General features: G+C 47.8%; 17 protein-coding genes and 1 pseudogene. 13 read left to right on the plus strand and 5 right to left on the minus strand.

Going from position 1 to position 24,465, the window contains the following annotated elements; all coding sequences use genetic code 11:
- Positions 1 to 187: 187 nt before the first annotated feature.
- On the minus strand, positions 188 to 1,285 hold the full coding sequence (locus tag EKM75_RS11205) for a zinc-binding dehydrogenase (RefSeq protein WP_125694635.1): 1,098 nt from the start codon (positions 1,283 to 1,285) through the stop codon (positions 188 to 190).
- Positions 1,286 to 1,345: 60 nt separating this feature from the next.
- Positions 1,346 to 2,719, minus strand: coding sequence for an MFS transporter (locus EKM75_RS11210; protein WP_125694637.1), 1,374 nt, complete (start codon positions 2,717 to 2,719; stop codon positions 1,346 to 1,348).
- A 483-nt stretch (positions 2,720 to 3,202) separates the two neighbouring features.
- Here EKM75_RS11210 and EKM75_RS11215 point away from each other — a divergent pair, with 483 nt between their 5' ends.
- On the plus strand, positions 3,203 to 4,648 hold the full coding sequence (locus EKM75_RS11215) for an MFS transporter (protein ID WP_125694638.1): 1,446 nt from the start codon (positions 3,203 to 3,205) through the stop codon (positions 4,646 to 4,648).
- A 79-nt stretch (positions 4,649 to 4,727) separates the two neighbouring features.
- Here the strand turns inward: EKM75_RS11215 and EKM75_RS11220 are convergent, their stop codons facing one another.
- Both EKM75_RS11220 and EKM75_RS11225 read right to left on the minus strand, forming a co-directional pair.
- Entirely contained in the window at positions 4,728 to 5,375 is a 648-nt protein-coding gene (locus EKM75_RS11220) for a hypothetical protein (RefSeq protein WP_125694640.1), read from the minus strand.
- A 19-nt stretch (positions 5,376 to 5,394) separates the two neighbouring features.
- Positions 5,395 to 6,744 carry a GH25 family lysozyme gene (locus EKM75_RS11225; protein WP_125694642.1) on the minus strand — a complete coding sequence of 450 codons (1,350 nt, stop codon included), beginning with the start codon at positions 6,742 to 6,744 and terminating at the stop codon, positions 5,395 to 5,397.
- 504 nt (positions 6,745 to 7,248) lie between these two features.
- Here EKM75_RS11225 and purH point away from each other — a divergent pair.
- The 7 genes and pseudogenes from purH to EKM75_RS11260 all read left to right on the plus strand — a co-directional run bounded on the left by purH (position 7,249) and on the right by EKM75_RS11260 (position 16,875).
- Positions 7,249 to 8,778, plus strand: a complete 1,530-nt coding sequence (purH, locus tag EKM75_RS11230) for a bifunctional phosphoribosylaminoimidazolecarboxamide formyltransferase/IMP cyclohydrolase (RefSeq protein WP_125694644.1) — start codon at positions 7,249 to 7,251, stop codon at positions 8,776 to 8,778.
- 193 nt (positions 8,779 to 8,971) lie between these two features.
- A complete protein-coding gene (locus EKM75_RS11235) occupies positions 8,972 to 9,991 on the plus strand; it encodes a glycosyltransferase family 2 protein (protein WP_125694646.1) in 1,020 nt (339 codons plus the stop codon).
- A gap of 11 nt (positions 9,992 to 10,002) precedes the next feature.
- A complete protein-coding gene (locus tag EKM75_RS11240; protein ID WP_125694648.1) occupies positions 10,003 to 12,069 on the plus strand; it encodes a hypothetical protein in 2,067 nt (688 codons plus the stop codon).
- Positions 12,070 to 12,183: 114 nt separating this feature from the next.
- The gene (locus EKM75_RS11245) at positions 12,184 to 13,041 is read left to right on the plus strand and encodes a DUF3737 family protein (RefSeq protein WP_125694650.1); all 858 of its coding nucleotides are present in this window, start codon (positions 12,184 to 12,186) and stop codon (positions 13,039 to 13,041) included.
- Positions 13,041 to 14,201: a MalY/PatB family protein gene (locus EKM75_RS11250; protein ID WP_125694652.1), complete on the plus strand. Its 1,161-nt coding sequence runs from the start codon at positions 13,041 to 13,043 to the stop codon at positions 14,199 to 14,201. Before EKM75_RS11245 ends, EKM75_RS11250 begins: the two co-directional genes overlap by 1 nt.
- A gap of 158 nt (positions 14,202 to 14,359) precedes the next feature.
- Positions 14,360 to 15,313, plus strand: a pseudogene (locus tag EKM75_RS11255) (Dyp-type peroxidase).
- 329 nt (positions 15,314 to 15,642) lie between these two features.
- Entirely contained in the window at positions 15,643 to 16,875 is a 1,233-nt protein-coding gene (locus EKM75_RS11260; RefSeq protein ID WP_125694654.1) for an MFS transporter, read from the plus strand.
- Positions 16,876 to 17,544: 669 nt separating this feature from the next.
- Here the strand turns inward: EKM75_RS11260 and EKM75_RS11265 are convergent.
- On the minus strand, positions 17,545 to 18,027 hold the full coding sequence (locus EKM75_RS11265) for an NAD(P)H-binding protein (protein WP_125694656.1): 483 nt from the start codon (positions 18,025 to 18,027) through the stop codon (positions 17,545 to 17,547).
- Positions 18,028 to 18,440: 413 nt separating this feature from the next.
- Here EKM75_RS11265 and EKM75_RS11270 point away from each other — a divergent pair, with 413 nt between their 5' ends.
- The 5 genes from EKM75_RS11270 to EKM75_RS11290 all read left to right on the plus strand — a co-directional run bounded on the left by EKM75_RS11270 (position 18,441) and on the right by EKM75_RS11290 (position 23,987).
- Positions 18,441 to 19,646, plus strand: a complete 1,206-nt coding sequence (locus EKM75_RS11270) for a betaine/proline/choline family ABC transporter ATP-binding protein (RefSeq protein WP_125694658.1) — start codon at positions 18,441 to 18,443, stop codon at positions 19,644 to 19,646.
- A complete protein-coding gene (locus tag EKM75_RS11275) occupies positions 19,643 to 20,269 on the plus strand; it encodes an ABC transporter permease (RefSeq protein WP_125694660.1) in 627 nt (208 codons plus the stop codon). The genes EKM75_RS11270 and EKM75_RS11275 overlap by 4 nt, the downstream gene beginning before the upstream one ends.
- A gap of 10 nt (positions 20,270 to 20,279) precedes the next feature.
- Positions 20,280 to 21,218 carry an osmoprotectant ABC transporter substrate-binding protein gene (locus EKM75_RS11280; RefSeq protein ID WP_125694662.1) on the plus strand — a complete coding sequence of 313 codons (939 nt, stop codon included), beginning with the start codon at positions 20,280 to 20,282 and terminating at the stop codon, positions 21,216 to 21,218.
- Position 21,219: 1 nt separating this feature from the next.
- Complete coding sequence (locus EKM75_RS11285) at positions 21,220 to 21,882, plus strand: ABC transporter permease (RefSeq protein WP_125694664.1); 663 nt, start codon at positions 21,220 to 21,222, stop codon at positions 21,880 to 21,882.
- A 764-nt stretch (positions 21,883 to 22,646) separates the two neighbouring features.
- Positions 22,647 to 23,987, plus strand: coding sequence for a hypothetical protein (locus tag EKM75_RS11290; protein WP_125694666.1), 1,341 nt, complete (start codon positions 22,647 to 22,649; stop codon positions 23,985 to 23,987).
- Positions 23,988 to 24,465: the final 478 nt, after the last annotated feature.

Raw genomic sequence — 24,465 nt, forward strand, 5'->3', positions numbered from 1 at the left:
CGACCATTAAAAATACATCATCAACAGACTGCCATTGAAAGATTCCGGGCTTGTTCGGATTAAACTTGTAATTTGCCATAATAAAACAACTCCGCAAAGACTTAAATGGTCTCCGCGAAGTTGTTTTTGAAAGTTAATAACCCAATTATCTGTTTATCTTACAGGAAGTGTAAATTAGTTACATGATTTAAAAGTCGTTTGTTTCATCAGCATCTGGATAATCATAGTGCATAACCACTTTAATAGCTTCTTTGTCGGCCATAGCTTGGAACCCTTCTTGCCAATGTGACAAGCCAATCCGATGAGTAATCATTGGTTCAACCTGAATCTTACCAGCCTTCAATAGACTGATTGCATTACGCCAAGTAGTTGAATCATATGCCATGTGCCCGATAATACTAATGTTCCATTCGGTAATCCGGTTAATTGGGAAATTGAGCGGCTTGAATCCCATACCAACACGAACAATTTCAGCATTTGGACGAACCATTTCAATCGCTTGATGCAATGCTGCACCTGCACCAGAACATTCAATTACCAAGCCTAAGTTATCTTCACCACAGATTTCTTGGCAGCGAGCAATAACGTCTTCCTTCGAACCATTGATAGTATGAGTTGCCCCTAGTTCCTTAGCAACTCCAAAGCGGGTCTTAGCATCAGCATCCATCCCAACAAGAACAATATTGTTAGCACCCATGTTACGAGCAATTTGAACGGAGAACAGCCCTAATGGACCAGCACCAAATACAACAACATCTTCACCTGGCAATAGATGAGATTGTTGAGCAACTGCTCGATAAGCATTACAAATTGGATCCAAGCAAGAGGCCTCTTCATATTTAACATTATCAGGAATTTCCCAAAGAGCATGCTTGTGAATCCGTAAAATTTCACCTGGCACTAAAACATATTTTGAGAATCCACCACCCCAAGGATTGTTATCCAGACCTAAGTTAGTCTTATTAACACAATCGAAGAAATCGCCTTTTTCACATGCACGACAATAGCCACAGACATGCCCACTGTTATCTGAAACAACACGTTGTCCCACATGCCAATCTTTAACTTCATTACCAACTTTAACAATTTCTCCAGAAAATTCATGTCCCCGAATGGAATTGAATTCATTCGAACCATTTTCAACTTTGAAATGTTTCATGTCAGCGCCACAAATCGTAGCCGCTTTTACCCTGAGTAGAATATCTTCAGGCCCAACTTGAGGGACTGGAGCATCAATCATTCTGTAACCGCCAAACTCTTTACCATAACGTGCTAATGCTTTCATAAATAAGTACCCCTTTTCAGATTGATAACATATTTTATTTAACACAAGTATTTGAAACAGTTATTCTTTTACTTCACCAATTTCCTCTACAGACTGGTTTCGAGATTCAATACCTAAGAACATGATGACAACCGCTACGATTAACGATGTTGCTCCTAACATAATGAAGACACCTGTGACACCAACGTTATCCAAGCAATAGGCCACACCATATGGTGCGATAATCCCACTAACTCTTCCGACAGCATTAGCTAATCCTGACCCACGAACTTTAGCAGCTGTAGGCCAAATTTCTGGGACATACACAGCTGAGGCAAAACAAACATACATGTAAACCAAGATGATTAGGAAAAATCCAACGAGAGAAATCATCGCCAATGATGTTTGAAGTGAGTAAAAATATCCAAGAATAGCAATGACAATCAAAAGTCCAGATCCCATTACCTTACGCGGCACTTTATCAATAATAAATGTTGTTATAAAAATTCCGATTGGTGCCCCAAACATATTCATCGTATTTAAGAACACTGAATCGCTCAGGTTAATTCCCTTTGCCAAGAATATAGTTGGCAACCAGTTAATCAACGTATATTGCACAACGTTCATTGCAATAAGTACAGCAGATCCTAAAATCACTCGTTTCAGTAATTCACCATGAAATAAAGCTGAGTATGGTAAATCAACTTTGTGTTCTTCTTCAGGAGCAGCATCTTCAACTGCCGAGAATTTTTTGCCAGTTTTTTCAGAAACATCGGCTTCAACTTTATCCAATATTTCATTTGCTTCGGCATACTTCCCTTTTGTCTCTAACCAGCGTGGCGATTCCGGAAACGCTTTCAAAACTAGGAAGAAAACTAATGCTGCTAATACAGCTGGTACAAGTAACTGAACTCTCCAGTTCATGTTTGGAGAAAGCAATGGTGCAATTGCCATAGCAATCAGCGAACAAACTGGATACGACCAATTACCAATGAATGAAACCCGTGAAGACCATGTACCCCTACTACGAGATGGAACATATTCCGTGTAGGCGGCAAATAGCGTGGTAATCAATGCTCCTAATGCAAATCCCATAAAGAAACGGAGGACGATTAAGAAAGTCATATTTGGAGACATTGCACCAATAATCATTGAAATAACATGTAAAGCCACGAATAATAAATAGCTTTTCCGTCGTCCAATTCGATCCGCTATAATACCACCAAGTAAAGCACCTAAAAACATCCCAGCAGTATTAATTGCGGTAAAGGTAGCACTGACACTGTTATTAGTCCAACCAATCTTTGCTAACTGCGCAAGAATTAATCCGCCAATTGCGTTGCTCCAATTAACGAGTAGCCCAATTGCCACAATTCCAAAGATTTTCCAATGAAACTTGCTGGTAGGTAACCGATCAAGTCTGGCTCCAGCATTTGGAAATTTTTTATTGTCCATCGAATCTCCCCCTAACAAAGTGGGAATCGCTTTTTTTGTTTTTTATGCAAATAGCTATCTGCACGTTAAATGTATCACTAATTTTCTATTTTGTGAACTATGAAATTATTTTTTTGTGACCAATTACTAGATTTCGGGTTATAAATTTAGCCGTGAGTCCCCACACATCAGTGTATTTAACAACATATTTATTTTTAGAAATTCCCAGACAGCCTAAGGAAAAAGATTGTGAAAAAAATCGCTTATAGTTCGATAGATGAGATGCCAATAATACCGCTAATGGATTTTTATTATTAGAAATGGTAAAAAGTGAATATTTTATGTATATAACGTACGAAAAAACGCGATTTCTTTATCTATCGTTCGATAGGTGAACGTATCCTACATGATTTAGCTCACTTTGTGAACGGTTGCATTAGAGCCAAAAACATTGTAAGTTATAACCATAAAGCGCTTACATAATAATGATTGAGGGTGCCTCTAATGGACAACAGTATGAGCAAACTGGATCAGTTGCCAATTTCAAAATGGCATTGGGAAATGTTTTTTATCTTAGGTATGGGACTACAATGCAATGGATTTCTGAACTCATCAGGGAGTTCCATTTTAGCTGACCTTGTCAATGTAGGATGGTCAAACAATTACTTGAATGCTTTTTTCTCTTCGGCAATGATGGCTGGTTTTTTCATCGGTTCTCTTTTTGGCGGGATCATTGGCGACAAGATTGGCCGGAAAAAATCATATGAAATTTGTGTCCTTATATTTGGTACTTTTGCCTTAGTCGCTGCAGCATCACCAAATATGTACTTCCTAATTGTGTGTCGCTGCTTAATGGGTATAGGTATGGGGGCAGGTATTGTCATTGGTTACGGCACTTTTACTGAATTAATGCCTGCTAGAGTTCGAGGTAAATGGTCTGCAAGAATATCCTTTTTAGGAAATCTATCACCAATTATTGCAACCATTACGGCATTTATGATCATTCCTCATTTAGGATGGCGTACAATTTTTATTATCGGAGGAATTGCCGCATTTATTATCCTATACTTTATAAAAAGATATCTTTATGAATCTCCTCGTTGGTACATACGAAATGGTCAAGTTGAAAAGGGTAACCAAGTTATAGATAATATAGTTTTAGACATTGAAAAATCTAAGCATACTAAGCTAGACTTTAAGCCGGCTTCAGAAAACACTAATTCAGGCAATAATACTGCTCCGGAAAAAATAAAGTTTTCTTCTTTCTTTCATGGATCATTAGGTCGTAGGCTACTAGTGTCATCTGTAACTCTCGTGGCAATGGATTTATCTCTCTACACTGTAACGGTTTGGATTCCAACAATTTTTGTTAATAATGGATTTAACATTACTAAATCTTTATTGATGACCATGCTTGTTATGTTAGGAGCACCTCTTGGCGTATTTTGCTCAACATTTATCATTGATAAATTTCCAAGAAAGTGGTTTGGTGTTTCTTTAATTCTTAGCATCGCCATATTGGGATATGTCTATTCAATTCAGCGATCTGATATTGGTATTATTTTAGTTGGTATTGTATTAACTTTTATTCTTTATATCTACAATGCTTTCTCCTCAGCAGTATACGCTCCCGAAGTTTGGCCAACGAAATCCAAGATGCGTGGCCTAGGAATTGCTGACGCTATTGGTCGTATTGCCGCAATTATTACGCCATATCTTATTGCCTGGCTACTAACCGATTTTGGTCAGGTTATTGTATTTGCGGTAATAGGTGCCTTGTTAGTTGCCTGTGCATTAATACTATCAATCTTTGGTTTTGAAACACGAAATGTTCCCGTTGAAAAAATTGAAACCATGTTTAACGACAATACAGAAGATACGCATGAAAAAGAATCCAGCTCATATGATTGCAAAATTTCAAAAAAAGTAACGCTTGAGCATTCAAATTGATTATAACTAAGCTAAAAAAAGAACATTCAATCCTATAATGATTGAACGTTCTCTTACTGTCTATTCATCCACTAACCACTTAATCCGTCGCATTTTGAGCCACCTTCACCGTTGCATCGGCAGTGGTTCCACTAACTTTGTAAACCTGCTTACCATCTTGCCAAGTCACGGAGTTCGCTTCCTGATTCTCGTCTTGACTATAAACAGTGACTGCCCCTGTATCGGCACTCTTGGGGAGGGCTTTTTTAGAAAGTTGCTGGTTGACCTGCTTAGCAAATTGGGTTGGCGTCCCCGACTCATCAGCATTGCTGGTAACGGCCGTCACTGACCAGTCGCCCTTGGTCCAGTGAACGTAGGTGTGCCCCATAGTACCCTGAACGACAGCCCGCGTTTGCTTGTTCAGCTTAACCGTAGCGCCATTTGCACTGCCGACGTAGTCCACCTGGTCCTGTGCCGTGCTCGTTGTGCCATAGGTTTTCTTCTGAAACGTTGCTGAGTCTTCATTGGTGGTGGCATCTGAGTAAGTTACCTTATAGTTCTGCTTAGTCCCGCTTGCACTATCAGCCGTCAGTTTCGTACTGTCAGCACTGGCCGCTTTAGGCGCAGCCGTCTGCCCCACTGAACTGACATCATTAGCGGCGTGCATCTGAATTGCGGTACCAGACCCCAACGCCAAAAAAGCTAACGTGACCGTTACAGCCGTCATAATTTTTGTTTTTCGTTGCATTTCTATTCAGCCTCCTTCACTATTCCGTCACGTGACTATGTAACGCTGTCACGTACTTGCCATTGCTCAAGACAAAGTAACGGGAACCAGTCGACCGCTTCTTCACGCCCGTGACCGTCAACTTAGTCCCCTGCTTAACTGCCGTTGACCGGCTGGATTTCTTGAAGGAAGACTTCGTGTATTCGTAGATTTTCTTCTTGGCCGTAATCTGGTTGGAAGAGCCTAACGACTCGTAGTAGGCGTGATCGGAGTACTTGCTGTTCCCAGAAATGTACCCCAAATTAGTCTTGATTCGATAGGAATGGCCACTCGGTGCCTTGACCACTTTTCCAGCGACCTTATCACCAGCCACGTAGTAACTTCCCGTCTTCTTAGTCAAAGCGGAATCGGAATAAATATTTAGCTTATGCGTCAAATTAAAGGCGCCATGTTGGCCAACCCAATAACCGGTCGCGTCCTGAGAAAGGACCCATTTGCCCAATTCACTGATATACAAGACTTGTTGCGATTTGGACTGAGTCAGACGCTTCACTTTAGAAATCTTGTAGAACTTCTGCCGGTCTGAAGACGCAATCGCCGAGCCATCGGTATATTTGGTTGCGCCCTTATGTAGGTAGATGTGTTGGCCCGCTTTATAACTGCTGTAGGCGTACGTCACGTGGTCTAACGCCGTCGTTACACCATCCGTCCACCAAGTAATTGGGTGAACGGCAGTAACCGCCTTACTATTATCCGTGTACTCACTCAGCGCTGACAGATAATTGTGGTCCGTGTACTGCCATAAAGCATACGAAATTGTTGGTGTTGTTGAGTAGTTGGCAATCCACTGTGCATCAAAACTTTGTCGCGCCGTGTTGGCATAACTCGTCGCAAACGATTGATAAGAATAGAAAATTAACTTTTTATTCGTCAACGCACTCATTTCCGTATACCAAGCCTTAACGGCGGCGTTGGTAGTCCCAGAAGTCACGTCGTTTTCCTCAAAGTCCAAGACGTAAAATTGGGCGTTTTTATTCGAGCGATTATAAAAATCTTTAGCTTCCTGCTTGGCACTAGCTACGCTGGTAAAGCGAGCGTAGTCGTATTCCCCAAACGGGATCCCATACTTCACGTAAAGTGATGTATTGTTCGCAGCATAAAGATCTTGATATGACGATCCGTATTGCCGCCGATTAATCACGAACGAAACCTGACTCTTTAAATTAGCTACCTGGCTGGAAGACAATTTACCTTGCCACTCGGAAATATCCGGAATGGCCAAGGTGCTGGCATGAGCAACCGTTTGACCGCTCAAGCCAATCCCAACGAGGGCACTCACAGCAACGACAGCCTGCGTTAGCCGTTTGGTCCAATGATGCTTGATCAACATAGCTTGGCACTTCCCTACTTAAATTTGGTGTGCCCTACTCCTATTGGTGCCCGTTACTTCCCCGACACCTGAAAACTCCCCACTAACTGTTCACCACCTCGCTTCACCATCTTCTAAGATAGCCTTCTTAAATGTGCGTAACGTAACAGTGCGATTGCAGTTCAGTTACCGCGTTTTACAGTTATATTTATTACACAAACGCTGTTAAATCAACGATACGCAGCATTATTAGTTGTTTGAATCAATTACCACCGTCAGCAAGATTTCAGTTCATCCGCAATTTTAGTGATTGTTCGTGTTTAATAAAAATAATAATAAAGTCGTTAACCTCACTATAAGCTTGATTATTAAAACGCTAGTTCGTTAAATTAGTTTGTAAATCAAGCCAAACTCAGTTCGTGATTTATACGTAATATACGAATATTTATATTTTGTTCTGGTTGATTGTTCAGGACAATTCGCGTATGATTAATCTAACGCAAAACGACTACAGGAGGTTACCCTATGCGCCGTGCCCTATTAAGTGTTTCCGATAAATCGGGAATCGTTGAATTCGCAAAAATGTTGACTGCCCACCAGTTTGAAGTTGTCTCGACTGGCGGTACCCAGGCTGTGCTGGCAGAAGCTGGCGTTGCCGTGACCCCCATTGAAGAGGTCACACACTTTCCAGAAATGTTAGATGGTCGGGTCAAGACCCTGAATCCACTGGTTTTTGGTGGTATCTTAGCCAAGCGGGACAATCCTGAACACCAACAAACATTGGTCGACCACGATATCACTCCAATTGACTTGGTCTGCGTCAATCTATATCCGTTTGCCCAGACAATCAGTCAACCTAACGTCACCTTGGAAAATGCCGTTGAACAGATTGATATCGGTGGTCCTTCACTCATCCGTGCTGCCGCCAAAAACTACGCAGACGTTTTAGTGGTCTGTGACCCAGCCGACTACGATCAAATTGGGGAAGCTCTCGAGAGCCACACGGACAACCTTCAGCTTCGCAAACACCTAGCTGCCAAGGTCTTCCATCACACCGCCCACTACGACGCACTCATCGCCAATTACTTAACTGACGAAGCAAAACCTGACACACTGACCCTCACGTATGAACGCCAACAATCCCTCCGTTACGGTGAAAATCCGCAACAAACGGCGACCCTTTACCGCGATTGTCAACCGGTGCCTTTTTCTATTACTGCCGCAAATCAGCTTCACGGGAAACCACTATCCTTTAACAATATCAAGGATGCTGACGCTGCCTTGGGCCTGATTCGTGAGTTTGAAGCACCTACCGTCGTCGCCCTAAAACACATGAATCCCTGCGGTATCGGGTCAGCCGATGTACTGGAAACTGCTTGGGACAAGTGCTATGCCGCTGATTCCATGTCCATCTTCGGTGGCATCATTGTCTTAAATCGCCCAGTTGATCTCGCCACGGCAACCAAAATGCACAAGCTTTTCTTGGAAATCATCATTGCACCTGGCTTTGATGACGATGCCTACGATTTACTCGCCAAGAAGAAAAATCTGCGTTTACTGACCGTCGACTTTACCAACGCCAAAGATCCTGAAGCCGACGAACTGGTCAGCATTCGCGGTGGTCTATTACGGCAAGAACGCGACGACGTCTTCGACGATCCCAACGAATTCAACGTTGTCAGTCACGCCCAGCCAACCGCAGATCAACTTGCAGCCATTGAATTCGGGTTAAAAGCGATTAAATTCGTTAAGAGTAATGCCATCCTGGTCAACACTGCTGATCAAACATTAGGCGTTGGTCCTGGCCAAATGAACCGGATCGATGCTGTTAAAATCGCCGTGGGTAAAGCTGAAGAAAAAGACCATTTTGACCAAGGGGTCTTGGTCTCCGATGCTTTCTTCCCAATGGATGATTGTGTTGAGTACGCTGCCAAGCATGGCATTAAAGCCATCGCTGAGCCCGGCGGTAGCATTAAGGACGAAGAATCCATTGCCATGGCAAACCAGTATGGTGTCGCTTTGATTTTCACTGGCAACCGTCACTTCCGCCACTAAACTTTAAAGTTAATTCGATTAGGCGTCATAGACTTGTGCTCTATGACGCCTAATTTACCCTCTCAGCCAATGTTAATCTCCCTTAAAAATCACTTATTTTTGGAAGACTTTTCACCTTTAACCCCGCAATCGGTTTATCATAGTAGCTATATATTAAAGGGGCTCCAGGGGTCTTTGAGGGAGATAATTAACCATGAAACTAGTCAGTCAACCACGGTTAACCATTGTGGTGCCGTGCTATAACGAGGAACCGGTTCTGCAAGCCAGTGCTCAGGTTCTCAACGGAATTTTGCAAAAATTGGTCACCACCAACCAAGTACGTTCAGATAGTAAGATCCTCTTTGTCGACGATGGTAGTCAGGACACCACGTGGGACTTAATTACCCAGTTAGGCCATCAGGACGCGGTTTTTACTGGTCTTAAATTCAGTCGAAACTACGGCCAGGAATCTGCGTTGATTGCCGGTATGGAAGTCGCCAATCACTACTCAGACCTCATCATTACAATTGACGCTGACTTACAGGATGACCCACATATCATCCCCGACATGGTCGCGCAATCACAACAAGGTATCGATGTGGTCTACGGTGTTCGTAATGACCGTGCCAGCGACTCCTGGTTCAAACGAACCAGCGCCGAGGGATTTTACTGGTTTATGAAGAAACTCGGTGTCGAGTTGGTCCCTAATCACTCCGACTTTCGGTTGCTCACCAGCCGCGTCGTGACGGCGCTCATGACGTGCAAGGAAACCAATCCTTTTATTCGGGGCATCATTCCACAACTAGGATTCCCATCTGCCAGACTTTACTACAAACGTCAGCCACGGCAGGCCGGTGAATCAAAATACCCGCTCCACAAAATGATTCAGTTTGCCCTGAATGGCATTCTATCCTTCTCCATAGCACCGATTCGCATGGTCCTATACTTTGGCCTACTAGTCTGCGGTGGGGCCTTAGCTATGCTGATCTGGATTCTTATCCAACACGCCCACGGGGACGTCGTGACCGGTTGGAGTTCCATCATGCTTTCTGTCTGGTTCTTAGGCGGCTTTCAACTTATTGCTATCAGCATTATTGGGGAATACGTGGGTCGAACCTTCACCGAAGTCAAACACCGTCCCCGGTTCATTATTCAAACCGACACTTATTCGAAAACATTTAAATCGACCGAACCAACCAAGTTTAGACTTACTCATCAAACAGTCACTAAATAAGGAGTCCGCTCATGAAAATTCGCCAACATTTAACCATTGGCTTAGGCGGTCTAATCAGCCTAACCCTACTTACAGTCTTTGCTTTGGCACTCTGGCCAGTCGTTATTCGAGTAGATCACGACTGGCTCCAACCCTTAGCCTTGCTGATTGGTTGTGCCATTTATCTTGGTGGTGTGGGACTCCTTTTTCGTGGCCTCCACCGTCTCAGTAACCGTGCCAACCGAGTCGTCACCGTGGGGCTCTGGCTGATTTTACTGATTATCCAACTGTGGGTCGCAACTGCATGGGTTGCGGCGCCTCGGGCTGATTTATATTTTGTTCATCAGCAAGCCGTGTCGTTGGTCAAAGGAAGCTATGACTGGTTACCTTATTTCTACACCTACCCGAACAATGTCAGTTATACGCTGGTTCTAGCGGGATTATTAAAGGTGGCTAATATGTTAGGGATCACTGACACTGGGGTCTTTCTCAATATCGTTCAGTTCATTTGGATTGACCTAGGCGTGTTGGTTATTTGGCGCGAACTCAAGCACCGTAACCCCGCCCGGTCCAACTTGCTCATGGTGCTCGTCATCACTGCTATTCCGCTATATGCGTACGGTCTTAATGCGTACAGCGATACGGCAATTCTGCCATTGGCCCTCTTTGCCATCGTTGCTTTTAGACACCTGCGTCACGCCAACACCTGGCAACGAATTACCTGGTGGAGCATTCTGTTGAGTTTAGTTTTAACCGCCGCACTACTGCTTAAGCCTAACTTTCTCGTTTTAATCATTGCGGCACTGATGGTCCTGTGGTTCCGCGCAAACCGCTCCCCTCATCAGGGAACAACTCGCGCTGTGACAACCTTGCTGCTGCTCGCTACATTGGCAACCGGCACCGGATTGGTCCACAACCTTCAAAAATCTCACGGGTACCAAGTCGATAACGACCAAGCACTCCCCGTAATGAGTTGGGTTGCCATGAGCTGGAATCCAGACTACTACGGGCAATACAACCGCCACGACGTCACCCAAATGATGAAAGCTCCCACCAAGGAAGCCAAGGCGACACTCGCCAAGCAAACGTTGATCGACCGCTTACACGAACTGGGAACTGGCGGCATTCTCTACCATTTGATGCAAAAGGCTCGGCTCTTTATTGCCAATGGAACCTTTGATAGCTTTCAAATCAATCCCGCTTTTACCCGGGCGCCTAACTGGTACCGCCAGCACCGAGCAACTAGCGATTGGTTCCTAGCCAACTGGTGCCAAATCAGTTACCTTGCCCTGCTCCTGGTCAACGCAGGCTGGGGCTTACAACAGGTCCGTCGCCGTCACCTATCGACCGGTTATCTCCTAGGTGGTGTCTTCATCATTGGTCTGATCTGCTTCCACGTTATCTTCTGGGAGACTGAAGAACGGTACGCCTTACCACTGCTTCCCCTACTACTGGCAGGAACCGCAGCCGGCTACCGTCAACCCTTGAACATCCTCCACTATTCAGAACGGTCGCGTTGGTTACCGCTTGGCATGGCAGCAGCCTTCACCGTGCTCCTTTCCTTAGCCGCTTGGCAAAGTAGTGGCCTCATGACGCATTCCAACAGCGAACCCGTCAGCGTCCTCAGTCAAAATGAGGGCCGCTACTATCAAAACCACCGCGTCCGGCTCAAGCCTAACGCCAGTCTGACTCAGCCATTCACGACCACGTTGCCGTTTGATCAACTAATCGTCAACAATGGCGAACGCTTTCCTGGCCAATTGACCTTAAAGAAAGCCAACGGTCGGACCGTTTGGCAATCCAAAGGGAAGACGCCCCTGCTAGCCCAGATTCTGCCACTGCAACCAGCGGGTAAGTACACCTTGACCGTCACGAATCACGGTAAGCGACGAGCTAAACTCATCACCGCACCAGCCGATTACGACTTGCTACCACAGTCTTTGATCGGCCATCCCCATCAATACCTCCGTTTCGAGGTCCAGCAAAGTAGTGTGGCACCAGTTCTTTCCAATGGTAAGTTCTGGCTACTCTTTGGTGGTATGTGGCTCACTGGGCTGTTAGTGGTCGACCGTTTTTACTGGTATCGCCGTCATATTTAATTTTTTTGCCAAAGGGCTTGCCTTAAGGCCACTCTAAGGGACTACGATAATACGTATAGAGGTTAATCTCTTAAATCTAGTCCCTTCATCGGCAAAAAGGAGTCGAATCATACTTTGACAAAAACATTAAATCAGCAAACATTCACAGGCGAACGGGCCCTCTTTCAGGCCCACGACCTCCATATTACGAACAGCACCTTTGTGGACGGCGAGTCCCCACTGAAACACGGTGCGAACCTCGCCATCGATCACACGATTTTTAAATACAAGTACCCACTGTGGTATACCAACAATGCCCAGCTGGACTACACAACGTGGCAGCCCGATGCCCATGCCGGCATCTGGTACACCACCAATCTCACCATGAACCATTCAATGGTCCGGGCCACCAAGACTTTCCGGCACGCTAGTTATCTCAAAATGAACGACGTAACCTTTGCTAACGCCGGTGAAACGCTCTGGTGGTGCGACCACGTCGAGCTGAATAACGTCACCGCAACTGGCGACTACTTTGGCATGAACAATGATCACGTGGTGGCCAACAATCTGAAGATTACCGGCAACTACGCCTTCGATGGGAGCAAGAACGTTGAGGTCCACAATTCCACGTTCATCACGCACGATGCTTTTTGGAACTGTGACAACGTGACCGTGTACGATTCCACCATCATCGGCGAGTATCTGGCTTGGAATACCAAGAACATTACCTTCATCAACTGTTGGCTGGAAAGCGATCAGGGGCTGTGTTACGTTGAACACCTAACGCTAAAGAATTGTTCGCTGCTCAATACCGACCTGTCCTTTGAATACTGTTCAGACATCGATGCCGACATCAATACCACCATTGATAGTGTTAAGAACCCCATCAGTGGGAAGATTTCTGCACCGAAGATCGGTCAAGTAATCTTTGACGATCCCCAGATTGACGCTTCGCGAACGACTATCACAACTACTGAGGAGGAACATAACTAATGCGTTATAACTTTTCTGAAATGGTCGACCGCCGCCACACCGGTTCTATTAAGTGGGACGTCAGGGACAATGAGCTCCCAATGTGGGTGGCCGACATGGATTTTCGTACGGCTCCCGAAATCGTAGCAGCTATCAAACAAAAAGCAGATACTGGTATCTTCGGTTATGAAGAAGTACCTGCCGCCTACTTTGAGGCGGTCCAACACTGGTACGCCACCGAACACGACTGGGCACCCAACACCGATTGGATGCGCTTTGTCACCGGTGTGGTCCCAGCACTTTCATCAGCTGTGCGCCGCATCAGTCACCTTGGCGATAACGTACTGATTCAAGCGCCTGTCTACAATATCTTCTATAACTCCATTCTCAACAATGGTCGCCACGTCCTTTCCAGCGATTTAGTTGAAGAGAACGGAACCTACAGCATTGATTGGACAGACTTAGAAGCTAAGCTGGCAGACCCCCTCACCACCATGATGATTCTATGTAATCCACACAATCCGATTGGCCTCATCTGGCAACTGGCTGACCTCAAACGCCTTGCGGAACTAGCTGCAGCAAACCACGTTACGGTATTCACTGATGAAATTCATGGCGATATTACCGACCCTGGATACGGCTACACGCCATTTGCAGCCGTTAGTGATGCTGCGGCAATGAACAGTATTACCGCTGTCTCTCCCAGCAAAACTTTCAACGTAGCTGCCTTGCACGCGGCAACGTTGATCATCCCTAACGAGAACCTGCGTAACCAAGTCGACCGCGGTATTAACAGTGAAGAGCTTGCTGAACCCAACGCCTTTGCCATTCCTGGAACGATTGCAGCATATACTCAGGGGGCTGAGTGGGTTCACGAGTTAAACGCCACTATCACCGCTAACAAGCAACTACTGACCAAATTTGTCGGCAAGCAGTTACCAAAACTCCACGTGATTGCCGGTCACGCCACTTACTTGGTGTGGATCGACTGTCACGAAATCACGAATGACACCAAGGTACTCTGTGACCATATTCGGCAAACCACTGGCTTGTATATTTCAGCCGGTGAAGTTTACGGAGGCGACGGCCATCGTTGCATTCGAATTAATGTTGCATGTCCTGCTGAACGCCTTGAAGATGGCCTGAACCGGTTGGCCAAAGGTGTTGCCAGCTTTAAATAATGAACGAATCGATGACGCTTGTTAACTAACTTAACGGGCGTCATTTTTCTAACCCTAGTCACAGTGCAAATCTCAAACCGTCAAGCGCCAACTCACCCGCCGACCATGCTATACTCGTTGCAACGACTGATTATTGACCTTTAGAGGAGGAACCCAACATGCCTATTAACCCTGCCGACGCTCAAGATGTTTACCGCGATGCTGGTGACAACATCATGTTCACCACCTACCTGATTGACCGTGACCACCTCGATTCAGACCGTGACGCCCTCGCTGAGTTTGCTGACCGACTGGCAGCCATCGAACGAAGCATGGCCATTCGCTATCCGGATGCCCAGTTGAAAGTGGCGTTTGGCATTGGGGCGACTGCCTGGCAACTCCTCTTTCCCACCGCTAATCGACCAAAGGAACTCGTTGATTTTCAGGAGATTCAGGGACCTAAATACTCGGCACCTGCCACTCCGGGCGACCTATTTCTTCACGTCCGGGCCAAGGAAATGGCCGTGGTTTATGAAGTTTTAGATCAGGCACGCGAGTTTCTCCGCGATTGGACGACCGTTGTTGACGAAACACCGGGATTCCGGTACTTTGAAGGTCGCGCTATCATCGGTTTTATCGATGGTACGGAAAATCCCGATGGTCCCGACGCGACGCAGTACGCCCTGATTGGTGACGAGGACCCAGAATTTAGCAATGGTTCTTACGCCTTTGCCCAAAAGTACAAACACAACATGGACGCGTAGAATGCCCTCAAGACTGAAGACCAAGAGAAGTCCATTGGTCGCCATAAATTTAGCGACCGCGAGTTGGACGATGATGAAAAACTACCTAACGCCCACAACATTGCTTCGCAGGATAACGAGGACGACATTGAACACAAAATCGTGCGGATGAACGTGCCCTACGCTCAGCCAGGTCATGGTATCGTGGGAACCTACTTCATCGGCTACGCACGTCACTTCACCGTGACCCAACGCATGCTGAATAACATGTTCAGCCAAAGCGACCGGCTGCTAGACTTCAGCACTCCCATCACAGGAAGTGCCTTCTTCATCCCGTCGCGCCGTCTACTTGAACGAATTGCCGAGGGAGATTACTTCCCAGAAGCCTAACCACGCAATGCTGACTTGTAAATAACAGCGGGTACGCCATCTACACGGCATACCCGCTGTTTGCGTTTCTCCATTATTATCATTTCAACCGGTCAGCGTGGCCCCTGAATCTCATAGGCCGGTCAATTATCGTTCAAGAATTTTTTAAAATACCGCGCATCGCTATGTTCGCAACCACTTGCGAGCGCATACAAATAAGCACTAAGCGTTGACCTTCCGGGAATATGGGGGTATGTTAGTATGGTTGCCATTTCGATTAAGTCACGATTAGTTTGCGTTACTACGGGTAATCTCACTAATCAATTCATTCAATAAGGAGTTGAACCATTTTGGACGAAACTGAAAGAGAACACGGACCTTGGCGTCGTAATCTGCGGGTTCTCTGGTTTTGTACGTTCGTTGCCGGCATGGCTTTCAGCGAAATCATGCCATTTCTATCGTTATATATTAGTAGTTTAGGTGATTACACCAAGTCACAAGTTACCATGTACAGTGGGTTAGTCTACGCGGCCGACTTTTTTGTCAGTGCCATCGCCTCCCCACTTTGGGGCATGGTCGCTGACCGCAAGGGTCGGAAGCTCATGCTACTGCGGTCATCATTAGGAACGGCCGGTGCCATGGCGTTGATGGGTTTCGCTACCAGTGTTTGGCAGTTGGTCGCACTACGGGCCCTCCAAGGGGTCTTCGCCGGGTTCATTTCCAACGCGCAAGCCTTAGTGGCCTCGCAGACACCGCGGAATCACAGTGGTGCTTCTCTCAGTACCCTAATGACTGGGGTGACCAGCGGGATGTTGCTGGGGCCCGTCATTGGTGGTGTGTTGGCGCAGGTCTTCTCAATTCGACTGACCTTCTTCATCACCGCGGCCCTGTTGTTCATTACTTTTATCATGAGTTGGGTCTTAGTAGAAGAAAAGTTCAAACCGGTTCAAAAGAAACCAGCATCCGAACGCAGCCACAATCCACTGGCTGCCTTTCCTAATCCCAAACTGATTTTGGTTCTCCTGACGTCCACCCTGATCGTCCAATTTGGGAACATTTCGATTTCTCCCATCATTAGTCTCTACGTCAAAGAACTGATGCACAACGTCGGCCCGATTACCGTGGTCGCCGGGGTCATTGCGGCCCTACCCGGGATTTCAAACATCTTTGCCTCACCACGCTTAGGGCGTTACGGTGATGAGCACGGCTCTGGTAAGGTGCTCATCTTCGGCTACGTCTTCGCGTTTCTGATGTACCTACCACAAGGGTTAGTCACCAGTGTCTGGGTCTTGGGGATTCTACGCTTCATGATCGGTATTTCCGATGGCGCCCTGTTCCCCGAAATTCAAACGTTATTGACCAAAAATTCGCCGGTCGAGTTAACCTCCACCGTCTTCAGTTGGAACCAGTCCTTCCAAGCAATTGGGAACATGCTGGGATCACTGCTAGGTGGCTGGATTGCTGGGGTCTTCAACTACAACGCGGTCTTCTTCTCAACGGCAGCTCTTATGCTGATCAACCTCGCGTTGATTTGGTGGCTCGTTCCAGAAATCCGCAAGTCTAAGGTCCAATCCGCTGCTTAATTACACGCACAAAAATAGACGCTGTCGCAGAACGGCTTGATCTTTCAAGTCCTTCCGCGACAACGCCTATTTATTTTTGTTCAAAAAATATTGGGAAACACCGTCTCCGGTCGATAGAAACGCCACCCCGTGAGGCAGACCTGGGGCCTAAGAACCGGTCCCCAGGGCGACTTGAAGCCTACAATCCAAGTCTTCAAGCTCGGCCAGTCCTCTAAGCTCGGGAAGTTCACCCGACCTAAGAGGACCGACACGGGGTTCTGTTCCTACCGACCGGAGACTCCCACTGGTTTAAACCAAAAAGACACGCTCACAAAGATTCGGAAAGTTCTGAGTAAATAAACTCACGGCAACAATTTTTAGTATTTCATGCATTCACTAACATGGCAAACAACATCCTGAGTTTTTTTCTTAGCTATCGACTACTCCCAGCCAACTTCACTGCAGTCGCCAGCACTCCATTGCCTTAACCGGAGGTCGCCAGTAATGGTAGCAGCTGTGTCGGTGTTCTTAGTCCGGTGAACTGTCGGACTTAGAACACGGGACGAGTTTGGAAACTCGTTGGTTTTTCCAAGGTTTCAAATCGAGGAGTAAGACCGCTTTTTCAGGCTTACTCCGGTCCCCACAGCAGACGCCATTACTGGCGACCGCAGGTGGTAATTAGTGGTGTGCTTACCCCCCGAACTTAGTTAGGGGCACGTCAGCATTGCCGCTCCCAAAAACCTTAACGGGAGCTGGGTTAACTGCCAACAACGTGTTAATTTCGCCAAAGCCATCCACGAAGTCAAAGTCCAGGCCAGCCGTCATCAGCTGCCGCCGGGCATCTCTGATTTGGCCAGGTAACTCCACGATGTCGTCGGTCCGGCCGACCAACAACCGGCGCGTACCCGCAGCCCGTGCCGCGGTGATCAGCGTCGTCACCGTCTGAGTCAATTTGATAGTTGGCACCAAGGCCACCACCATATCTTGGTCGAGCATGGCGGCCGTTAAGCCGCCCTCATCCAACGTCTCGCCGGTCAGTGCCATGACAGATTGTGGCAAGTCGACCGCACTCGGCGTGTACACGGTTAAACTCACGTGATTATTTTGACTGAGTTGGCGGACAAAGGTTTGGCTGGTCGTGTCTAACGCCCCAGCAAGCAGGATTCGTTTCAAGGTCGTAACTCCCTTTCGTTTTGATGATGTTTCTTAGTATAAGGGGTTAGACTTAGTCGAAGGCAAGCCTTATTTTCAAAATAATTTCCGCTAAGATTAATAAGTATTTTCTTATTAAAAACTCATTTTTCTGAGTGAGTTTTGGAGGCGGTTCATTGCCTACTCCTATACGGGATAAGGGCTTACGTGAATTCGTGCACACTCACATATCATCAACACTAGCAATGGTTATCTTTTGGATTGCGGGGGTAACTCGTGTACAATGAGTACTAATCGAGAGTTGAGAATTCAAATCAAATACGACCGGTCTCCAGGTTGCTTCGTGACTTACGCGTGCTGCCAGCACACCGATCGTTATTTTTACGCCGAAGAACTGTCGGCGAACGTGACACCATCACACAGGAGGTTAATCTATGCTACTTTCAATGGAACATCTACGTAAAGAATATCCTAACGGTAAAATAGCCGTCGACGACTTCAACTTAGAAGTCGACCGCGGCGAATTCATTGCCTTTATCGGAACGTCCGGCTCCGGTAAGACCACGACCATGCGGATGATCAATCGCATGCTCAATCAAACTTCCGGTACTATCAAGATCAACGGTAAGGATATTTCTAAGATGGATCCAGTCAAGCTCCGGCGGTCAATCGGCTACGTGATTCAAAACACCGGGCTGATGCCCCACATGACCATTCAAGAAAACATTGAAATGGTGCCAAAACTACTTGGCTGGTCCAAGGAAAAGCGCGAAGAACAGGCGCACAAGATGATTGCCCTGGCACAGTTGCCAGATGAAATGCTGCAACGCTACCCCGGAGAGCTCTCCGGTGGGCAGCAGCAACGGATTGGGGTCGTTCGGGCCCTAGCCGCCGATCAAGAACTCATTTTAATGGACGAACCGTTTGGGGCCTTGGACCCCATCACGCGTGAATCTCTCCAAGACTTGGTCAAACATTTACAAAGAGACCTCGGCAAGACCTTCATCTTCGTCACCCATGATATGGACGAAGCGCTGAACCTCTCAACTAAGGTCGTTATCATGAGCCAGGGGAAGCAGGTCCAAGTCGACACGCCCGAAAACATCTTACGCCACCCCGCCAATGAGTTCGTGACGAACTTGATTGGGGAGGAACGCCTGATTAGAGCGCAACCGAACATCCTGACGGTCAGTCAGATCATGTTAACGAACCCGGCCGCCATCACCCCTGATAAGACGTTGGAAGACGCCATTGAGCAAATGCACGAACGGCGGGTTGATACACTGCTGGTTACTGACAAGGATAACGTCCTGCAAGGCTTCGTTGACTTGGATGACATCAACCGTATCGCGGACGCCCACACACCAGTCAGCCGGTTCACCCAGGACCGGGTCTTCTACGTTAAGGCCAATGCGTTGATCGGTGATACCGTCGACCGCATCCTGAAAAAAGGTGTGAAGAACGTGCCCGTCGTCGATGAAGACAAACACTTAGTTGGTATCGTTACGCGGACCGCCCTCGTGGATATCGTCTACGATGCCTTACATGGTGCGCCTGACGCCAATGAGAAACCTGCTTCACCAATCAATGCCGATATCCATGCTGCCGCAACCCGTGAAGGAGGCGAAATGCCACAATGATGCACTTTTTAGCAACTTATGGGACTCAACTGCTCAGTAAGACGGGGCAACACCTGTTGATCTCCGCAGCTGCCCTGGGGCTAGGTGTCATCGTGGCCGTTCCGCTGGGAATCTTACTCACCCGCATGAAACACGGTGCTAACCTTGTGATGTCCCTGGCCGGGGTGCTGCAAACCATCCCCGCCATGGCCCTGTTAGCGATGATGATTCCCATCTTTGGTATCGGCTCCACGCCCGCCATTGTGGCCCTCTTCATTTACTCGTTGTTACCGATTCTCCGCAACACCTATTTAGGCATGCAGGGGGTCTCACCGACCGTTCGGGACGCTGCCAAAGGGATGGGTATGACTTGGTGGCAAATGATGACGCAGGCCGAGATTCCGTTGGCTGCGCCCGTCATCATGTCTGGTATCCGACTCTCCGCCACCTACGTAATTGCTTGGGCGACGTTGGCTTCTTACATCGGTGCTGGTGGCCTGGGGGACTTTATTTTCAACGGGTTAAACCTTTACCGGTCCGACTTGATTCTCGGTGGCTCGATTCCCGTTATCCTGTTGGCGCTCCTGGTCGACTACCTACTGGGTAAAGTGGAACGCGCCGTCATGCCTAAGCCATTACGATAGGAGGTCCGTTATGCGAAAACATTTACGCAAATGGCTCGCCGGACTTCTGGTAGTCATTGCAATATTACCGTTAAGTGGGTGCAGCTTCAGCTTTCCTGGGCTATCCGGTTCGGGCAGTAACACCGTCCGCATCGCCTCTCAGAACACGACTGAACAACAGATCATGGCCTACATGATTCAAGGCATGATCACCCACTACACCAAATTAGATTCAACTATCATCAACAACCTAGGGTCTGGTAACGTGAGTTTTAACGCCCTGAAGAATAAACAGGCTGACATCTCATCCATTCGGTTCTACGGAACCGATCTGACGACTATCCTGAACGAAAAATTCGAACGGGACCCCGCCAAGGTCAAAACGACCGTCAGAGATGAATTTCAAAACCGTTACCACATGACCTACCTTAAAGACTATGGGTTCTCAGATACCTACGCCTGGATGGTTAAGCAGAGCTATGCCAAAAAACACAACCTGCAGACCGTCAGCGACCTGCAAAAACTTTCACCCAACATGACCGTCGGGATCGACCAAATCTGGCAGAACCGTCAAGGAGACGGCTACCCCGCCTTCCAGAAGATGTACGGTTTCGGCTTTGGTAAAGTTTTACCGATGCAAACCGGGTTGCTCTACGACGCACTGTCTGCCGATAAAATGGACGCCGTCTTGGGTTATTCCACCGACGGCCGGGTCTCCAGCTATCATTTGAAATTGCTGAAGGATGACAAGAACTTCTTCCCACCTTACGATGCCGCACCGGTTGCGACCGACGCCATCCTAAAGGCCCATCCGGAATTGAAGCCCGTCTTAAACCGGTTGGCTGGCAAGATTTCCTTGAAGACCATGCAGACGTTGAACTACAAAGTGGACGACCAACTCGAAGAACCACAGACCGTGGCCAACGACTTCTTGAAGGCGCACCACTACTTTGAAGGGGGGAACGACTAGGATGAAAGACATGGATCTGTTCAATCAGTTAATTTACTATTTTAGTCATAACGGGATGTACGTCCTCAGTCAATTCAACCAGACGTTCCTGGTCTCCATCTACGGTGTGCTTCTGGGCGCCATCGTGGGGATTCCGCTGGGAATCTGGATTTCTCAGTACCGCCGGCTCTCACCAGTAATCATCGGGATTGCAAACGTGATTCAGACGGTGCCTTCATTGGCGATGCTGTCGATTCTGATGTTAGGACTGGGACTTGGACAAAATACGGTGATTGCGACCGTCTTCCTCTACTCCCTCCTGCCGATCATCAAGAACACCTACACCGGGATGCTCAGTGTCGACGGCGACGTGTTGGACGCTGGGAAAGGGATGGGGATGACGCGGTTCCAGGTCATGAAGACCATTCGGATTCCGCTGTCACTCTCCGTCATCATTGCTGGGATCCGTAACGCGCTGGTTATCGGAATTGGGATTACCGTTATCGGCTCGTTCATCGGTTCCGGTGGGCTCGGCGACATCATTGTCCGCGGGACCAACGCGACAAACGGTGGGGCCATCATCCTGGCCGGTGCCTTGCCAACCGCTTTAATGGCAATCATCACCGACCTGGTACTGTCCTTCATCGAAAAGCGCTTAACGCCGAAGACTTCTTCGGAGGGTTAATTTTAATTTGTTTGACGTCAGTATGCCGTTTGGGTGTGCTGGCGTTTTTTATTTGGTTTTCGGTTAAGTGCGGGTAGTGGTCAATTGGCCGCCTGCGGCTGCCAGGTGGTGCGCTGTGGGGCAACCCCTGAAGCCTCCCAACCCGAGTCTTCAGCGGCGACTGGAAACCTCGCTCAAACCCGCGAGTTTCCCAGCTCGACCCATGTTCTAAGCGGTAAAACCGCTAAGAACATCGACACTGCGCACCACCTGGCCTCCTCCGGCTCTGAATTGTGTATCAATTTGAACGAAACAATAGGTATTTAATTAGAGCAAATCAAGTCAGCAAAACAATTACACCAGTACATCATCTACCAAAGCTGGCGACAAATTGTTCGACATACACCGCACATCATTTACTGGAACAACTCGCCCATTACTCCTCCCCACTCACATTGACTAACTGTCAGTGGAAAGCTATACCATTCCCGAAAGTCATGACATTTCATCACTCACCAGAGACGGAGACCGTCAGACCGGGCGCTGTGTCGGTGGTGTTAGTCGGGAAATGGGTTTACTCCCGGCTTACAGCACGGGTCGTCTTCGGAAATTCACGGGCTGGGTGAAGTTTCGAAGCGCCCTGGGAGACCGCTCTTTGGCTCCCAGGGGTTGCCCCACAGCGCCCGGTCTAGCGGCCGCAGGCGGCGGTCCAACCTCAACTCACCATCTATTTTGCCCGAAATGTTATACTATAACCTAACTAACACACTAAAGGAGATGGTGAGGTGCACCGCGTCCGTCAAATGGGAATCGACTTCTCCGTCGGCACCCTCAACTTTTTAGCGAATATCGGCATCATGTTGCCCTACATCCTGATGCTACTGAAGTACCAACAGACTCAAAGTGAGACGTTTCTGATTGCCCTGGTTGCCTTCTACATTTCCCGAGCCGCCAGCATCTTCTACACCAAGCGGCTCAACCTACGTTCCACAACTTACCTCATCGTGAGCCTAGTCTTTGGGGCCGCCGGTAGCCTGACGTTTGCCTTGACTAATGCCGTGGGTTGGCTGATTGTCGGTAGCTTACTGTGGGGCTACAGCGCCGCCACGATTTGGCCGTATTTTCTGACCGTTAAGCTTCACCTGAGTGCCAGTTCCGACTTTAAAATGAAACGGCTCTACTGGGCAATCTTTCTAGGGCTGGGCATCATCCTCGCCGTTGACCTGGCGGTGGGTCTCAGTTACTCGCTGACCTTCGCCCTACTTGCCGTGCTCTACTTGGCCGCAGTCCCCGGCGGTATCCTGCTCAACAACTTTACCAATGACTTTTATCAAAACCGCCAGCTGCGCCCCCACCGGCTCCATCAAATTTGGCGGTGGGTGCTGTCCCTGGTTGGGTTCGCAGCAATCGCCGTCCTGACCACTCTGCGTAAGGAAAGCCTCAACCTCCCCGGCTGGCTGCTCTTGACGATTATTGCGGTGGCCCTCTTGGTTTTGGCCATCGAACTGTATGGCGACCGCAACGTGCTGCCTAATTACAAGGTCCGCCTACTGAACCGCGGCTTTCTGGTCAGCCTGATGCTCCTATTCAACGGCTTCTTTGCCTACTTTTATTTTGGCAGTCTTGGCATGTACGTGGTGTTTGCCCTGTATCTCGTCGGTTTTGAGACGGGTTATCCGGTCTTTCGTAAACTTGGTCACGGTGACCCAACTCGCGCTCTGAAGTACAGCCAGGTGGCTCTGGTGGCGGGTCACCTTTTCCTTCTGATTCCGTGGTGGCCGGTTTATGCGGTCGGTATCCTGCTCATCACCCTCTACGTGGGCTACGATAACCCCACCATCAACGCCACCCTTTATGGTTTACCTGAAATTGATAGCGACACGGCTATCGTTCATAAATACCGGTTCTCCACCTATGGTGGCCTACTCTGCCAGCTGGTGCTCTTCGGACTCCTGATTGTCGTCAGCACGGTTCAAGGGACGTCAATTTTGAGCTTCTTCAAACCCACAACGACCGCTAATTTCTGGCTGTACACTTGGACGTTAAGCTGGCCGTTGGTCCTGATTTCCTTGGGAATCTCGATTGGCAATATTTGCCATGAACCCCACGAAGAACAAGCCCGTTAAGCATGCCGCTTAAGTGTTACAAAAATAACACCGCGTTTAGGAGAAGATCCTAACCATGGTGTTATTTTATGTACTAGCTAAATCAACAAGGATTGGGTATTGATATTTAGTCAGATATAGCGGGAAATTGCCGCCTTACCGTTCGCCAATAATATTGAGTAAGTGCTGTCATTCAGGTATTTAAGCTAGCTTAGTTTCCGAGAACCCGTTTAACCGGCGGCGGTCAGAGGTGGAGCCAGCTGTGTCGACGGTGTTAGCCGATTTTCGGCTTACAGCGTGGGACGTGTTTGGAGACTGGTGGTTTTTCCAGGCTTCAAACCGAGCCGAAGGACCGCTTTTTAGGCCGGAGGTGTTCCCCACAGCAGGCGGAATCTCTGACAGCCATAGGTGGCTGGGTGAGAATAGATTTAAGTCTATAACGCTTTGCTATTCTTGGTTTGATAACAGTTTTGAGCTTTCAACCTTTAAATACTAATAA

The sequence above is a fragment of the Levilactobacillus tongjiangensis genome (assembly GCF_003946345.1).
Lineage (GTDB): Bacteria > Bacillota > Bacilli > Lactobacillales > Lactobacillaceae > Levilactobacillus > Levilactobacillus tongjiangensis.

What these genes read in the sequence shown, in the direction of transcription:
- EKM75_RS11280 (WP_125694662.1), top strand. Translation starts at nt 20,280, where the DNA reads ATGCGAAAACATTTACGCAAATGGCTCGCCGGACTTCTGGTAGTCATT.
- EKM75_RS11250 (WP_125694652.1), top strand. Translation starts at nt 13,041, where the DNA reads ATGCGTTATAACTTTTCTGAAATGGTCGACCGCCGCCACACCGGTTCT.
- EKM75_RS11240 (WP_125694648.1), top strand. Translation starts at nt 10,003, where the DNA reads ATGAAAATTCGCCAACATTTAACCATTGGCTTAGGCGGTCTAATCAGC.
- EKM75_RS11225 (WP_125694642.1), bottom strand. Translation starts at nt 6,744, where the DNA reads ATGTTGATCAAGCATCATTGGACCAAACGGCTAACGCAGGCTGTCGTT.
- EKM75_RS11270 (WP_125694658.1), top strand. Translation starts at nt 18,441, where the DNA reads ATGCTACTTTCAATGGAACATCTACGTAAAGAATATCCTAACGGTAAA.
- EKM75_RS11210 (WP_125694637.1), bottom strand. Translation starts at nt 2,719, where the DNA reads ATGGACAATAAAAAATTTCCAAATGCTGGAGCCAGACTTGATCGGTTA.
- EKM75_RS11235 (WP_125694646.1), top strand. Translation starts at nt 8,972, where the DNA reads ATGAAACTAGTCAGTCAACCACGGTTAACCATTGTGGTGCCGTGCTAT.
- EKM75_RS11215 (WP_125694638.1), top strand. Translation starts at nt 3,203, where the DNA reads ATGGACAACAGTATGAGCAAACTGGATCAGTTGCCAATTTCAAAATGG.
- purH (WP_125694644.1), top strand. Translation starts at nt 7,249, where the DNA reads ATGCGCCGTGCCCTATTAAGTGTTTCCGATAAATCGGGAATCGTTGAA.
- EKM75_RS11275 (WP_125694660.1), top strand. Translation starts at nt 19,643, where the DNA reads ATGATGCACTTTTTAGCAACTTATGGGACTCAACTGCTCAGTAAGACG.
- EKM75_RS11220 (WP_125694640.1), bottom strand. Translation starts at nt 5,375, where the DNA reads ATGCAACGAAAAACAAAAATTATGACGGCTGTAACGGTCACGTTAGCT.
- EKM75_RS11205 (WP_125694635.1), bottom strand. Translation starts at nt 1,285, where the DNA reads ATGAAAGCATTAGCACGTTATGGTAAAGAGTTTGGCGGTTACAGAATG.
- EKM75_RS11285 (WP_125694664.1), top strand. Translation starts at nt 21,220, where the DNA reads ATGAAAGACATGGATCTGTTCAATCAGTTAATTTACTATTTTAGTCAT.